We start from the raw sequence: 13,483 nt of genomic DNA on the forward strand, positions 1-13,483 counted from the left end.
AAGGGCCGGGCTAGGGCATTAAGCGAGGGGGGAAGCCTGGGCCGTAAAGACCAGATCGACGCTCAAGTCCAGGTTCTGGGCTATGGTACCAGCAGTACTAGGCAGGCTGACGACGAAGGTCAGCAGATCATCATAGGGAGAAACCAGCAGGCGGCCACTAGAAGGCTGGTTGTATAGACCGGAAAGAGTGCCATTATAGAGCACTGTTGCTGGGCTGGCTTCGATATAAATGTTTAAGCGGTCGGCAAGTAACTGGGCCTCGCGGGGAGTAGTAGGGCTTACTTCCTTCCAGTCAGCAAAGATAAAGTAATACTCGTCTACAGTACCGGTATTTGACACTTGCAGCTGGGGCGACCCGACAGACTGGCCGGGAACCAGGTTGGCCGGGGAAAAAAGAGCCGTGGTCGGGCTTAAGGTTAGAGCTACATCGGCAGTTCCTGCCGTACTGCCAGTAACAGTGGCACTGGCGGTTAGAGCCATGCAGATCACTCCTTATTACAAGCTTTTCTCTTTCCCCCTGTGCCTTTTTGGTATTAACAAAGGGGGTCTTTCCTTTTTCTGGATTAATATTACTATATGCATCTTAGCACGGAGAAGTTATCTAGTCCTGCCATTTTTCGAGCTGAATTTTATCCGCTGGCCAGAGGATGCTTTCATAATGTTCCCGGGGCATATATTTAAAGGTCGGATCCTGGCTAACGGCGCGCTCGTATTTAACCCGGATGTCAGCCGGGTTGGCCCAGCCGAGGTGTTTGATCCTCAGATCGCTTTCCAAGTGGGGCAGGTGGCGGTAGGCTAGAGGCAGGCGGCCGCAGTGAAATTTTTGTAATGGCCAGGCGGCATCCAGCCAGGGCTGGTACTTGACGAGGTAGATAGAAAAACCACGCAGCCAGGGATTCCAGAGGCCGTCGACGCGGTAGTAGTCTTCACTGCCCCAGCAATCAAAAAGGCGGAAGCTAATAGCTGGGAAGAGATCCTGTTTTAACAAATAAGGGAGTTCCCGTTCTACCCTGGTCTCCAGGAATTCATCGGCATCAATGGCCAGTATCCATTCGGGGTTGGTAGCAACAGTATGGTGCCAGAGTTCGCAGCGCAACTGAGCTTCATCCTTAAGAAATAAAGGGGTATCGCGGCGATAAAGTTTAACCATGGGGAAATTCAAACAGATCTCCGGAGTAGCATCCGTAGAGGCATCGTCCAGGATGACCAGCTCATCAACATAGTTAGTCAAAGCTTTAAGGCAACGCTCCAGATAACGATTGGCTTCATTACGGACGATCATCATGGCCGTAACCTTGGGCATAGAACTTGCTTCCCCTCCGAACTACTGCTTATCCAAAGGATAAACCTTGTTGATATACTGCCGCCAGCGGGCTTCCCAGAGGCGACGGTCAAAGGCCCGGGCGGTAGCAGCGGCATTGGCGCCGAGGCGCAGGCGTTCCCGGGGGTGATCGATTAAAAAGCGCAGGGCTTGGGTCAGGTATTCCCTGGAGGGATGGATTAACAGGCCATTATAGCCATCGATAATCAGGTTGGTGAGTCCGCCAACATTGGTGGCAATAACAGCCTTACCCATGGCCATGGCCTCCAGGCATGAAAAGCTGGTACCCTCCGAATAAATACTGGGAATAACAACTATATCGGCAGCGGCATAAACCTCCGGCATGGCGTTAAAGTCTGGATGACTGTAAAGAATACGCCCGTTATGGGCCTCCTTTTGCCGCCAGGCATGAAAAATCTCCAGGTACCGGGGGGTATTTGTATCAATGGCAAAGTAAAACTCCAGGTCGGGGTACTCAGCCAGTAAAGGAGGGATAACCTCTTTCAACAGGTCAAAGCCCCGTTCCGGGGCCAGCCGGCGCGGGTACAGGACGCGTACCCTGGGCTGTTGTTCCTTTTCGCGGGGATAAAATTGCTTTAAATCGACAAAGTTTGGGATTACCCGGACCTTCTGGTCGGCCAGATTAGGGTAGATGGCCCGAGCAACGTTAAGAAAGTTGTAGTCGCAAGATATGATTAAAGTGGCCTGAATAAGGGCGGCAGCGACATAGTTTTCATAGGCAGCCCGGGCGTGGGCCGGGCTGTAACCCGGTAGTTCCCACCAGACGCCATGGGAGATGCAAATAGAACGGGGTCGGTAATAGACTTGCTGGAGAATAGAGGAATAAAGCACTCTCCCGCGGACAGTTTCCTCCATTCGTTTAACAGTTAAGTGCAAATGGTGCTGATCGGCCCGGTAGCCATATACCGGCCAGCCGCGGAAAGTAGTTTGAAAATCCCGGTGGGCGTTCTGATGGAAGGAAACTTCATAACCCATCTCTGTCAGGAGTTCTGCCAGGGCGTGGAGGTATCTTTCCAGGCCCCCGATAACTGGTTCTTGACCATTCCAGGCCAGCAGGTTGGGTGTAAAAATGGCTATTTGCCGGTCCAGGGAGTATCACCCCGTTTCTTTTCCATCTCTTGTACTCATGTTAACCTATGCGTTTGTTCCACGGATAGTTACCAAAAACCCTTCCTAATACTGCAGATTAGGAAGGGTTTTAAAAGCTTTAACTTGCTTTAATCAGGTTTTCAGGAAATTCAGCAGCATAGTTCAAAATCCGCTGCAGGACCTCCTGGCGTTTGGCGTTAATGGCCTCAAAATTCATGGCCGGTATATAGAAGGTTTCCATGTAATCATGGGTTAACTTGGCCTGGCGGATGTAGGCCACGGCCCGATCCAGGCAGGCCTGATAGCGGTAGGCGGCGCTGCTGATCTCGTGGGCGTAAGTTCCTAGCTTATCCCGGTCGATATAGGCCGACAGGTTAAGTTTCATGGCCGTGAGTTCCGGCAGGCAGGAGGGATCGTAAGTGTGGGGCGGCTGGACGTTCATGGCCGCTGCTTTTATTTCCGGTATAATTACCAGGTCAATATTCCGGGGATTGAAGGGACAATGGTAAATCTCCGTGTGCAATCCTTTTTCGTGGGCCAGGTCGGCGATCCGGGCCAGCACCTGGGGCACGCCGGAACCTGGCTCACCAGAGATGGTATATAGCTGCTGCACATCCTGGAGCAGGGATTCTACATGGCCGGTAATGATGCCATCAGGGGTAATAGCAGTAGCAAAGAGATGGCGAACTTTAGCCGGCCGGTCATAGCGTGGCGCTACACCGCTGAGAATGGCATGAAGCAGGTTGGCCACAGCCTTGTTTACCTGGCTTTCAATCATGCACTCGGAAATATAGCTTTCCCACTCATCGCGGATAACCTTGGCTTCCCGGAGGGCACTGTAGGCTATGTGGAACAGGCGCCCGACCCGGGCGTTGACTTTAAGGATTTCCTCTTTATGGGCCCGCATCTTGCTTTCGTCCCAGTAGTCCCCCAGGTGGATAATCTCATCTACCGCACCGGGGTTCTTAGGATCAACTATATGGGGAGCCGTACCATCGATTAGAGCTACTTTAATGGCCGGGATAACCACGGCATCCAGGGAATTGTTATCGGAGGAGCAGCAGTGGAATTCTACATCATAACCTTTAGCCAGCATAGTTTCGCCGATTTTGCGCATGAAAGTGGACTTGCCCACCCCCGGGCCGCCTTTAACGACAAAGATCCGGGTGGCATCGGGTTCGATAATGTAATCATAAAAGGAATAAAAACCCTCACAGGTATTCCCGCCGGGGAAAACCCTTCGCAACTTGCCCTGGCCCATGTTTTAACCTCCCTGTAAAATTAACTTACTTAAATCTTATGCTCCCAGGCACAAAACTTGCTTGGTCCAAGAAGAACATGATTTTCACTATGCGGAAATATTTTTTGAAATACTGAATACATCAGTTTTGCCTATTGTCAATTCAGTGTTTTTCCTTTATAATTGTGCCATACCAAATGAAAAAGCATTTCGCAGGGCAAAGGGGTCCATGAAGTGCTACAACGGCGTAGCGCGAGGAGGGCAGGGATTAGATTTTATGCAGCAGCCCAAAATTTTTATCGCCAGTGCCGACCCGTCTGCCCGGCAAAACTTGAAGTACATGCTGGTTCGGGAAGGTTACTTGATTGCCGGCGAAGCCCCGGACGGCAGCCAGGCCCTGCGGATGATCCGCACCCTGCAGCCCAGCCTGATAATTCTAGATAGCGAACTCCAGGGTACCAATGCCCTGGAAGTAGCCAGGATAATCGAGGAAGATGGGGTAGCACCGATTATCCTCCTGGCCTCTTCCTGGCACCGCAATCTGCTTGCCCGTACGCGTGATTTTCCAATCTTTGCTTATTTAATTAAACCGGTCCAGGAAAGCACCCTGTTGCCGGCGGTAGAAGCAGCCCTGGCCAATTACCAGAAAATATGCCGCCTGCAGCAGGAAATCAGCAAGCTGAAGGAGACCCTGGCGGCGCGGAAAATAATTGAGCGGGCCAAGGGCATTCTCATGGATACCATGGGGTTAACGGAAGCCGAGGCCTACCGGCGCATGCAGCGCCAGAGTATGGATCGCTGCGTTCCCATGAAAAGCATCGCGGAAGCCATTATTGTCGCCCATGAACTCCAGGGTGGCAGCAATAAGGCCAAAAAGACGGACTAACCCTTTAGGGCAACGGCGTCCTGAAGGAGAGGGTTTTTATGCCCTTTTCTTGCAGGACGCTTTTTATAAAGAAACTGGCGTAGCCAGTTTCTATAGAAGATCCCACTTCCCACTTCTCACCTCTCACTTCTATCAATTTAGCAGGAGGTTTATGCTGATGGATGACAAGGAAAAACGGGCGGCTGTCCTAAACCGGGCTGAAGAATGGGGGGTAAAATTTGTTCGCCTCCAGTTTACCGATATTTTTGGGGTATTGAAAAATGTAGCCATTCCGGTGGACCAGTTGCCCAAGGCCCTCAACAATGAACTCATGTTTGACGGCTCTTCCATTGAAGGCTTTGTGCGTATTGAAGAGTCGGATATGTACCTGCGCCCTGACCCAGACACCTTTGTTGTTTTCCCCTGGCGGCCCCATGAGGGGACGGTAGCCCGCCTCATTTGCGACGTATATAACCCCGATGGTACGCCCTTTGCCGGTTGTCCCCGCTGTACCTTGAAGAAGGTTATGGCCGAAGCGGCCGCTATGGGTTTTACCATGAACGCCGGGCCGGAAGCTGAATTCTTCCTTTTCCATACCGACGCCTCCGGCCGGCCGACCCTGGAAACCCACGACCGGGCCGGTTACTTTGACCTTACCCCGGTGGACCTGGGGGAGGACGCCCGCCGGGACATGGTCCTGACCCTGGAGCAGATGGGTTTTGAAATCGAGGCTTCCCATCATGAGGTGGCTCCCGGCCAGCATGAGATTGACTTTAAATACGCCGAGGCCCTGACCACGGCTGACCGCATTGCCACGTTCAAATTCGTGGTGCGGACCATCGCCCAGCGTCACGGCCTCCATGCCACCTTCATGCCCAAGCCCATTTACGGCATTAACGGTTCGGGTATGCACGTTAATATCTCCCTGTCAAAAGACGGCCAGAACGCCTTTTACGACCCCGACGACAGGCTGGGCTTAAGCCAGACCGCTTACCAGTTTATCGCCGGCGTCATGGCTCACGCCCGCGCCCTGGCGGCCGTAACCAACCCGACGGTCAATTCTTATAAACGCCTAGTTCCCGGTTATGAAGCGCCGGTCTATATCGCCTGGTCGCCGCGCAACCGCAGCCCCTTGATCCGTGTGCCGGCCAAACGCGGTCCTTCCACCCGCATTGAAGTGCGACACCCGGATCCTTCCTGCAACCCCTACCTGGCCCTGGCCGTACTGCTGAAGGCCGGGCTGGATGGAATTAAAAAAGGCCTGACCCCGCCGCCGCCGACGGATAAAAATATCTTTGCCATGACCCCGGCCGAACTCCAGGCGGAAGGCATCGGCGTCCTGCCGGGAAGCCTTGATGAAGCCCTGGAAGCCCTAGCAGAAGATGAGGTTATCAAGGAAGCTCTGGGACCCCATATCTATGAGCGCCTGACCCTGGCCCAGAAACTCGAATGTGAACAATATCGTACCAGGGTACACCAGTGGGAGATCGACCAGTACCTGACGAAATTTTAGTATCCCACCTCTCACCTCTAACTTCACACTTCCATATTAAGGAGTGAGCAACGATGCTCAGGGAGGGAAAATACCGGATCCCTTCGGGATGCGCCATTAGCGGCTTTATCAATAAAGACGGGCGCAGGGTTGACGGCAGCGCTATCATCCAGTCCATTGCCCTGATGCAGGAGCGGTCCAACGGCCTGGGCGGCGGCTTCGCCGCCTATGGCATCTACCCGGAATATCAAGATTATTATGCCCTGCACCTGCTCTTTGAGGACAAGCTGAGCCGCAACCAGGTGGAAGAGTTGATTAAGGATAATTTTTATATTGAAGCCGAAGACCGTATCCCTACCCGTCATGTCCGGTCCATTGGCAAAGCGCCCTTACTATGGCGCTATTTTGTAACCCCCAGGCTGTCGAAAATTGAAGAATCCCAGGAGTCAGAGGCCGACTTCATGACCCGGCTGGTCATGCGTATCAACGATAGCGTCAACGGCGCCTATGTCGTTTCCAGCGGTAAAAACATGGGAGCCTTTAAAGGAGTGGGTTATCCGGAAGATATCGGCGAGTTTTTCCGCCTGGACGAGTACCAGGCCTACAGCTGGATTGCCCACGGCCGCTTTCCCACCAATACCCCCGGCTGGTGGGGCGGCGCCCACCCTTTTACCCTGCTGGACTGGTCTGTAGTTCATAATGGCGAGATATCTTCCTACGGGGCCAACCGGCGCTTTTTAGAAATGTACGGATATAAAATGACCCTGCAGACAGATACCGAAGTAGTGGCCTATGCCATAGATTTACTGGTCCGGCGCCATAAACTGCCCCTGGAACTGGCGGCCAGGGTCCTGGCAGCCCCCTTCTGGCAGGCAATTGACCGCCTGCCGGCAGCGGAACGCGACCTTTATACTCGCCTGCGGGTAGTTTACGGTAGCCTTTTGATGAACGGGCCCTTTTCTATCATTGTCGGCTTCAGCGGCGGCATTATGGCCCTCAACGACCGCATCAAGCTGCGGCCTCTGGTGGCCGGTTCTCAAGGTACTACCCTGTATGTGGCCAGCGAGGAAGCAGCCATCCGGGAAATTTGCCCTGACGTGGAAAAGGTATGGTACCCGCAGGGCGGCGAGCCGGTCATCGGCCGCCTGGAGGAGGGATCCCAATGCCGTCTCTCAGCCTGATGCCGCCTGAATTCAGTGTCGTCCGCGATGACAACAAATGCATTAAATGCCTGGCCTGCGTGCGCCAGTGCGGCTTTGACGCCCAGCAGTATGACGCGGAAGACGACCGTCTCTATGCCATTGATGCCAACTGCGTTAATTGCCAGCGTTGCGTTAGCATCTGCCCGGCCGGGGCGCTGACTATTTATAAAAACCCGCCGCCCATGCGGCCCAATGCCCACTGGACGGAAGGACACTTACGCAACATTGTCAAGCAGGCGGAAACCGGCGGGGTGCTCCTCACCGGCATGGGGAACGATCAGCCCTTCCCCCCTTATTTCGACCGGCTGCTCCTTAACGCCAGTCAGGTGACCAATCCTTCCATTGATCCCTTAAGGGAACCCATGGAACTGCGGACTTACCTGGGCAGCCGTGCCGAGCCGGTAAGCCGGGAGGAAAGCAAAGATAAAACCAGCACCCCCCTGGTGCCCATCGAGACCCCCATCATGTTTTCCGCCATGTCCTACGGGTCCATCAGCCATGAGGCCTTTGAATCCCTGGCCCGGGCGGCGAAAGCCTTCGGCACCCTGTTTAATACCGGCGAAGGCGGCCTGCCGGGGGATCTCTACGAGTATGCCGATCATGCCGTGGTGCAGGTGGCCTCGGGCCGCTTCGGCGTCCATGCCGACTACTTGAATGCCGGGCGCGTGATCGAAATTAAAATCGGCCAGGGGGCTAAACCGGGCATCGGCGGCCACCTGCCGGGGGAAAAGATTACCGCGCCTGTGGCAGAGACGCGAATGATACCTGAGGGGACCGACGCCCTGTCACCGGCTCCCCATCATGATATCTACTCCATTGAAGACTTGAAGCAATTAATCTTTACTTTAAAAGAAGCAACCCGATACCAGAAACCGGTCTCCGTCAAAATTTCGGCCGTCCATAACGTGGCGGCCATTGCCAGCGGCATTGCCCGGGCCGGGGCCGATATCATCGCCATTGACGGCTTTCGGGGGGGAACCGGGGCGGCGCCCACCATGATCCGCGACCATGTGGGTATTCCCATCGAGCTGGCCATTGCCGCCGTGGACCAGCGCTTGCGCGAGGAAGGTATCCGCAACCGGGTATCCCTGGTGGCTGCCGGCGGCTTCCGCAGCAGCGCCGATGTGGTGAAAGCCATAGCCCTGGGTGCCGACGCGGTCTACATCGCCACCGCCGCCTTGATTGCTCTGGGCTGCCACCTCTGCCAGAAATGCTATACCGGCAAGTGCAGCTGGGGCATCGCCACCCAGGATCCCTACCGCAGCCGGCGCCTGAACCCGGAAATCGGCGCCGAACGCCTCTACAACCTGCTGCGGGGCTGGTCCCACGAGATAAAAGAAATGCTGGGCGGCATGGGCATCAACTCCATTGAAAGCCTGCGCGGCAACCGCTTGCACCTGCGGGGCGTTGGCTTGAACGAAGTAGAACTGAAGCTCCTGGGTGTCAAGCATGCTGGCGAAGCAATGTAGCAGGGGAGGGAACACCAGTGAAAAAAGTATACGCCCGGCCGGCCTACTGTATGAACTGTCACCTCTGCGAAGTGAACTGCATTGTAGCCCATTCCCGCAGCCGCGATCTATTCCGGGCCTACAAGCGTGAGAATTTAAGGGGTACGGCGCGGGTTATTGTCGAAGAGCGGTTGCCCCTTTCGGTAGCCGTCCAGTGCCGGCACTGCGATGATCCCCGCTGTGTGGCCGGCTGCATCTCGGGGGCCATGGTCAAAGATCCGGAGACGGGGATTGTCTACTGCCAGGAAGATAAATGCGTGGGTTGCTGGACCTGTGTGGCCGGCTGTCCTTATGGCGCCATCCGGCCCGGGGAGAAAAACGGCCGCCCGGTGCCTTTGAAATGCGACCTCTGCCGGGAGGCTGATGAGCCGGCCTGCGTGGTCGGTTGTCCCAACCGGGCCCTTGTTTTTGAGGAAAGGAGGGCAGGGGCATGAACTACGTCATTATCGGCAATTCCGTAGCTGCCGTCAACGCCGTCGCAGGAATTCGGGAATATGATCGGGAAGGTTCCATTACCATCGTCTCGGCGGAAAACTATTATGCCTATGGCCGGCCCCTGATTTCCTACTGGCTGGAAAAGCGGGTCCAGGACCAGGATATGCCCTACCGGCCGCAAGAGTTTTATGAAAAAAATTGCGTCCGCGTCCTCCTGGGACGCCGGGCCGTAAAACTGGACCCGGAAGTCCGCCAGGTCCACCTGGATAACGGTGAGAAGCTCCCCTACGACCGTTTGCTCCTAGCCACCGGGGGGCGGCCCTTTGTGCCGCCAATTGCGGGGTTAACCGCGGCCAACTATTTTACCTTTATAAACTATGACGACGTTCGTCGCCTGGAGGCTTTTGCCATCCCCGGGAGGGAAGCCGTAATTCTGGGGGCCGGGCCCACGGGCCTCAAGGCCATGGAGAGCCTGGTGCAGCGGGGCGTCAAAGTAACGCTGGTGGAGCTGGCCGACCGCATCTGGGCCCCAGCCCTGGACCCGGAAGCGGGAGCTTTAATAGCCGGCTTCCTGCAGGATAATGGTATCAGCCTTTATTTAAACGATACCCTGACCGGCATCCGCCAGGAGGATGATGGCCACCTCCATATGGAGCTTAAATCCGGCCGGGAACTCAAGGCCGACATCCTGGTGATTGCCATCGGCGTGCGGCCTAACGTTGAGCTGCTCGAGGGTTTACCAGGGGTAACCATTAACCGCGGCGTCGTTGTGGGACCGGACCTCAGCACCGGCCTACCCGGCGTTTACGCCGCCGGGGATGTGGTGGATGGCAACCCGCCTTTACTACCCCATGCTGCCATCCAGGGGAAAATAGCTGGGCGCAATATGGCCGGGGCACAGGAGACCTATCTACCCTTACCGCCCTATAACGCCCTTGGTTTCCTGGGACTGCATATTATCAGCATGGGTAACAGTGTCGCCACCGGTGAGGGATATGAACTCCTGACGGAAGTAGACCCTGCCACCCTGGTCTACCGCAAGCTGGTTTTAAAGGATAACCGCTTGAGCGGCGCGCTGCTGATCAATAAAATCGATCGGGCCGGCATCTACCGCCAGTTGCTCGAGGAAGGCATTGAGGTCACGTCCTTTAAAGATGCATTGCTGCGGCCAGATTTTGGTCTCTTAAGTTTACCGGAAACCATCTGGAAGCAAAAGCTGGCAGAGTGAGGTGAAGGGGATTTTATGGAAACCTTGGATGCCCGGGGACTGTCTTATCAAACCCTGAATGAGTCCATCAGGACCCTCCTGGATAACGGCTGCCGGGAACTGGTTTTAAAAAACGTCAACGGCCAGCGTTATATCGGTGCCGGGGTCCAGGGCCGGGCCCGGCTGGAGGTTTACGGCGTGCCGGGCAACAACCTGGCGGCCCTTATGGATGGTCTGGAAATAGAGGTTTTTGGTAATGCCCAGGACGGCGTGGGCAACACCATGAACGACGGCACGGTAATTATCCACGGCAACGCCACCGATATAGCCGGTTACTCCATGCGCGGCGGCCGGATTTTCATCCGTGGTAATGTCGGCTACCGGGTAGGTATCCACATGAAGGCCTTCCGGGATAAAAACCCTTTGATTGTCATCGGCGGTAAGGCCGGAGACTTTTTCGGCGAGTACATGGCCGGCGGCACCCTGGTCCTCCTAGGCCTGGATTTACAACCAGGGGAAGCTGTTGTGGGTAATTTTATAGGCACCGGGATGCACGGCGGCGAAATCTTTATCCGCGGCCAGGTAGATTCTTTCTACCTGGGTAAAGAAGTTAAAGCAGTACCGCTTACAGCCGCCGACCAGGAGCGCCTGCGGAAAATTGTTGGCGATTTTGCCCGTTACTTTGACCTGGAGGCCGAAAAGATCCTGGCCCGTCCCTTTACCAAGTTGATACCCTACAATAAACGGCCATATGGTACGTTGTATGCTTATTGAGTGAAATGAACAAAAAGCCATCTGCGTGAGACAGATGGCTTTTGCTAATCCAGGGGGGCGCAATCAAATTTTCTCGAAGGCTTCTTTGCCGGCACCGCAGATGGGGCAGGCCCAGTCACCCGGCAGGTCCTCAAAGGGGGTACCCGGAGCAATGCCGTGTTCCGGGTCGCCCTGGACCGGGTCATAGATATAATTGCAGATAGTGCACCGGTACCTGGGAGCAGTGGTAGCCGTCCCGGCTTCCGTCCCGGCGGCGACAAAGGTCGGCGCCGTTTTTGGGGTTGTGCCGCGCTTGACCTGGTGATAGTAGGCATAGGTCATGGGGTCACCCTGCTGGAGGACGGCGGCATCCGTCAAAGTGCCGATAAATATACTGTGGGTGCCGGCGTCAACCGTTTGATTTACTTTAGCTTCCAGGTAGGCCAGGGTGTGTTCAGCCAGGTAAGGAAGACCTGACTGCGTTAGTTTGTAGTTCAACCCGGCAAACTTGTCTACCTCACGGCCGGATTTGAAGCCAAACTGGCCGATGAGGGAGAGGGGAGCATCCTTGGCCAGGACCGAGACGGCAAAGCTCCTGCCGGCCTGGATAAATTCATGGGTCAGGTTTTGCTTGTTGATGCTGACAGCAACTGTCGGCGGTTCCGAGGAAATCTGGAAGACGGTATTGGCAACCTGGCCGTTGAAACGATTGTCTTTTTTGGCCGTAACCACATACAGCCCGTAGGAAATGGTATGTAGGGCTTTGATATCCAAAACTATCCCTCCATGTAAATGTAAGTCAGAGTGTCATAACGCCTCTAGCCCCTAATTCTTATAGCCATCTCCCGGCCCAGGTTATAGCAGTGCTGCAGGTCGCTCTCTTTAGGCACCCACTTCACTGTGGGGCCGGGCTCGGCAATTAACTCAATTTTGGCGGCCTTTAAACGTTCCTCCAGGATCTTCTGCGCGCCGCCCCCCCAGCCGTAAGCACCGAAGGCCAGGCCGATTTTATTTTTCGGCCTTAAGCCCACCAGGTCATCCAGGAGGGGAGAGACCACCGGCAGGATGTCGTTATTGATGGTCGGTGAGCCTACCAGGACGGCGCGGGCATCGAGGATCTCTTTGATAATATCATTGCGGTCGGATACGGAGAGCTTGAAGAGCTTGACCTCACAGCCCCCGGCCACCAGGCCGTCCAGAAGGGCATAAGCCATCTTTTCCGTACTCAGCCACATGGTATCATAGGCAATAACGGCCTTTGCCGTACCTTTGCCTTCAGCCCAGCGGGCATAGGCCTCAATGATCCGGTAGGGATCCTGCCGCCAGATAATGCCGTGGCTGGGGGCAATGGTTTTAATGGTCAGATTCATCTTCTGGATTTCTTCCAGCTTTTTGGTAATCAGGCTGCTGAAGGGCATGAGGATATTGGCGTAATACTTGGCCGCCTCGTCCATAATTAGTCCCACATCTACTTGATCATCGAAGCGGGCGCTGGAGGCGATATGCTGGCCGAAGGCATCGTTGGGAAGGAGCAGGGCCTCTTCGGGAACATAGGTAAACATGCTGTCGGGCCAGTGGAGCATGGGCGCTTCGATAAATGCCAGGGAACGTTTACCAAGGCTGATGCTGGTCCCGGTTTTGACGATGGTGTACTGGAAATCAAGATGAGGGTAATGGTCCTTGAGGCTTTCATAACCACGCTGGGTACAGAGGACGTGGGCGCCGGGGCATAGGTCCATGATGGCCGGGAAGGCGCCGGCGTGGTCGCTTTCAGTGTGGTTGACCACCAGGTAATCGATTTTGACCGGGTCCTGGATTTGCTTCAGTTTGGCTATCAATTCCTCTTGAAAGGGTTCGTAAACGGTATCCACCAGGGCGGTTTTTTCATCGACAATATAGTAGGCATTATATGTAGTACCCCGGTGGGTGGAAAAGGCGGGGCCGTGAAAGTAGCGGATGTTCCAGTCGATGGCACCCACCCAGTAAATACCTTCCGCAATGGTAACGGGCTGGCTCATGAGTCCTTAACCATCCTTTCGGCCGGTCTGTTTTTTCATCCTCGCCTATCAGTAAAACAGGGCGGCTAATTAATCATCCAATGTCAGCTTTATTACCTCAGCTTTTACCCGGCTAAGGGCGTTAAGCTCATCCCTTAGCTGCTGGACCTGGACTTCAGGGGCGCATAACTGCAGGATAATCAATCCTTCGTCGCTACAGGCCTCAGTTTCGTGGAGGCCAAGGCGCACCCGGATAATACAGCCATACTTGGTTAAAATCTCCTGAACTTTAGTCGCCGTTTCGCGCCGGTTGTCAACCAGGATGGCCATAATCGTCGGGCAAGACATAAGGC

14 protein-coding genes are annotated in these 13,483 nt (G+C 55.0%); 7 read left to right on the forward strand and 7 right to left on the reverse strand.

Annotated features, from left to right (window positions below):
* Positions 1-18 precede the first annotated feature (18 nt).
* The 4 genes from FLZ89_RS12920 to FLZ89_RS12935 all read right to left on the reverse strand — a co-directional run bounded on the left by FLZ89_RS12920 (position 19) and on the right by FLZ89_RS12935 (position 3,692).
* Positions 19-480, reverse strand: a complete 462-nt coding sequence (locus tag FLZ89_RS12920) for a hypothetical protein (RefSeq protein ID WP_054936823.1) — start codon at positions 478-480, stop codon at positions 19-21.
* 121 nt (positions 481-601) lie between these two features.
* Positions 602-1,303: a glycosyltransferase family 2 protein gene (locus FLZ89_RS12925; RefSeq protein ID WP_141264779.1), complete on the reverse strand. Its 702-nt coding sequence runs from the start codon at positions 1,301-1,303 to the stop codon at positions 602-604.
* A gap of 21 nt (positions 1,304-1,324) precedes the next feature.
* A complete protein-coding gene (locus FLZ89_RS12930; RefSeq protein WP_141264778.1) occupies positions 1,325-2,431 on the reverse strand; it encodes a glycosyltransferase family 4 protein in 1,107 nt (368 codons plus the stop codon).
* A gap of 118 nt (positions 2,432-2,549) precedes the next feature.
* A complete protein-coding gene (locus FLZ89_RS12935) occupies positions 2,550-3,692 on the reverse strand; it encodes a PRK06851 family protein (protein WP_141305115.1) in 1,143 nt (380 codons plus the stop codon).
* A 208-nt stretch (positions 3,693-3,900) separates the two neighbouring features.
* Between FLZ89_RS12935 and FLZ89_RS12940 the strand changes: the two genes are divergently transcribed.
* The 7 genes from FLZ89_RS12940 (at position 3,901) to FLZ89_RS12970 (ending at position 11,154) form a co-directional block, all read left to right on the forward strand.
* Positions 3,901-4,557: an ANTAR domain-containing response regulator gene (locus FLZ89_RS12940; RefSeq protein ID WP_253256489.1), complete on the forward strand. Its 657-nt coding sequence runs from the start codon at positions 3,901-3,903 to the stop codon at positions 4,555-4,557.
* Between the two features lie 157 nt (positions 4,558-4,714).
* Positions 4,715-6,049 (forward strand): type I glutamate--ammonia ligase, encoded by a 1,335-nt coding sequence (gene glnA / locus FLZ89_RS12945; protein ID WP_141264769.1) that lies wholly within the window; start codon positions 4,715-4,717, stop codon positions 6,047-6,049.
* Between the two features lie 53 nt (positions 6,050-6,102).
* On the forward strand, positions 6,103-7,209 hold the full coding sequence (locus FLZ89_RS12950) for a class II glutamine amidotransferase (RefSeq protein ID WP_141264768.1): 1,107 nt from the start codon (positions 6,103-6,105) through the stop codon (positions 7,207-7,209).
* The gene (locus FLZ89_RS12955) at positions 7,191-8,699 is read left to right on the forward strand and encodes a glutamate synthase-related protein (protein ID WP_141264767.1); all 1,509 of its coding nucleotides are present in this window, start codon (positions 7,191-7,193) and stop codon (positions 8,697-8,699) included. Before FLZ89_RS12950 ends, FLZ89_RS12955 begins: the two co-directional genes overlap by 19 nt.
* Positions 8,700-8,716: 17 nt before the next feature.
* Entirely contained in the window at positions 8,717-9,172 is a 456-nt protein-coding gene (locus tag FLZ89_RS12960) for a 4Fe-4S dicluster domain-containing protein (RefSeq protein WP_141305116.1), read from the forward strand.
* Positions 9,169-10,401, forward strand: a complete 1,233-nt coding sequence (locus FLZ89_RS12965) for an NAD(P)/FAD-dependent oxidoreductase (RefSeq protein ID WP_141305117.1) — start codon at positions 9,169-9,171, stop codon at positions 10,399-10,401. The genes FLZ89_RS12960 and FLZ89_RS12965 overlap by 4 nt, the downstream gene beginning before the upstream one ends.
* Before the next feature lie 15 nt (positions 10,402-10,416).
* Complete coding sequence (locus tag FLZ89_RS12970; RefSeq protein ID WP_141264764.1) at positions 10,417-11,154, forward strand: hypothetical protein; 738 nt, start codon at positions 10,417-10,419, stop codon at positions 11,152-11,154.
* 63 nt (positions 11,155-11,217) lie between these two features.
* Here the strand turns inward: FLZ89_RS12970 and rd are convergent, their stop codons facing one another.
* The 3 genes from rd to FLZ89_RS12985 all read right to left on the reverse strand — a co-directional run bounded on the left by rd (position 11,218) and on the right by FLZ89_RS12985 (position 13,478).
* Positions 11,218-11,907: a rubredoxin gene (rd, locus tag FLZ89_RS16595; RefSeq protein ID WP_141305118.1), complete on the reverse strand. Its 690-nt coding sequence runs from the start codon at positions 11,905-11,907 to the stop codon at positions 11,218-11,220.
* 44 nt (positions 11,908-11,951) lie between these two features.
* Entirely contained in the window at positions 11,952-13,151 is a 1,200-nt protein-coding gene (gene fprA, locus FLZ89_RS12980) for a nitric oxide reductase FrpA (RefSeq protein ID WP_141264762.1), read from the reverse strand.
* Positions 13,152-13,220: 69 nt separating this feature from the next.
* A complete protein-coding gene (locus tag FLZ89_RS12985) occupies positions 13,221-13,478 on the reverse strand; it encodes a hypothetical protein (protein WP_141264761.1) in 258 nt (85 codons plus the stop codon).
* Positions 13,479-13,483: the final 5 nt, after the last annotated feature.

This window comes from Moorella sp. E306M (genome assembly GCF_006538385.1).
GTDB lineage: Bacteria > Bacillota > DSM-521 > Neomoorellales > Neomoorellaceae > Neomoorella.

Excerpts from the sequence above, each read along its gene's own strand:
- glnA (WP_141264769.1), top strand. The coding sequence starts at position 4,715 with ATGGATGACAAGGAAAAACGGGCGGCTGTCCTAAACCGGGCTGAAGAA.
- FLZ89_RS12965 (WP_141305117.1), top strand. The coding sequence starts at position 9,169 with ATGAACTACGTCATTATCGGCAATTCCGTAGCTGCCGTCAACGCCGTC.
- FLZ89_RS12940 (WP_253256489.1), top strand. The coding sequence starts at position 3,901 with ATGAAGTGCTACAACGGCGTAGCGCGAGGAGGGCAGGGATTAGATTTT.
- FLZ89_RS12920 (WP_054936823.1), bottom strand. The coding sequence starts at position 480 with ATGGCTCTAACCGCCAGTGCCACTGTTACTGGCAGTACGGCAGGAACT.
- FLZ89_RS12955 (WP_141264767.1), top strand. The coding sequence starts at position 7,191 with ATGCCGTCTCTCAGCCTGATGCCGCCTGAATTCAGTGTCGTCCGCGAT.
- FLZ89_RS12925 (WP_141264779.1), bottom strand. The coding sequence starts at position 1,303 with ATGCCCAAGGTTACGGCCATGATGATCGTCCGTAATGAAGCCAATCGT.
- fprA (WP_141264762.1), bottom strand. The coding sequence starts at position 13,151 with ATGAGCCAGCCCGTTACCATTGCGGAAGGTATTTACTGGGTGGGTGCC.
- FLZ89_RS12970 (WP_141264764.1), top strand. The coding sequence starts at position 10,417 with ATGGAAACCTTGGATGCCCGGGGACTGTCTTATCAAACCCTGAATGAG.
- FLZ89_RS12935 (WP_141305115.1), bottom strand. The coding sequence starts at position 3,692 with ATGGGCCAGGGCAAGTTGCGAAGGGTTTTCCCCGGCGGGAATACCTGT.
- FLZ89_RS12985 (WP_141264761.1), bottom strand. The coding sequence starts at position 13,478 with ATGTCTTGCCCGACGATTATGGCCATCCTGGTTGACAACCGGCGCGAA.
- FLZ89_RS12950 (WP_141264768.1), top strand. The coding sequence starts at position 6,103 with ATGCTCAGGGAGGGAAAATACCGGATCCCTTCGGGATGCGCCATTAGC.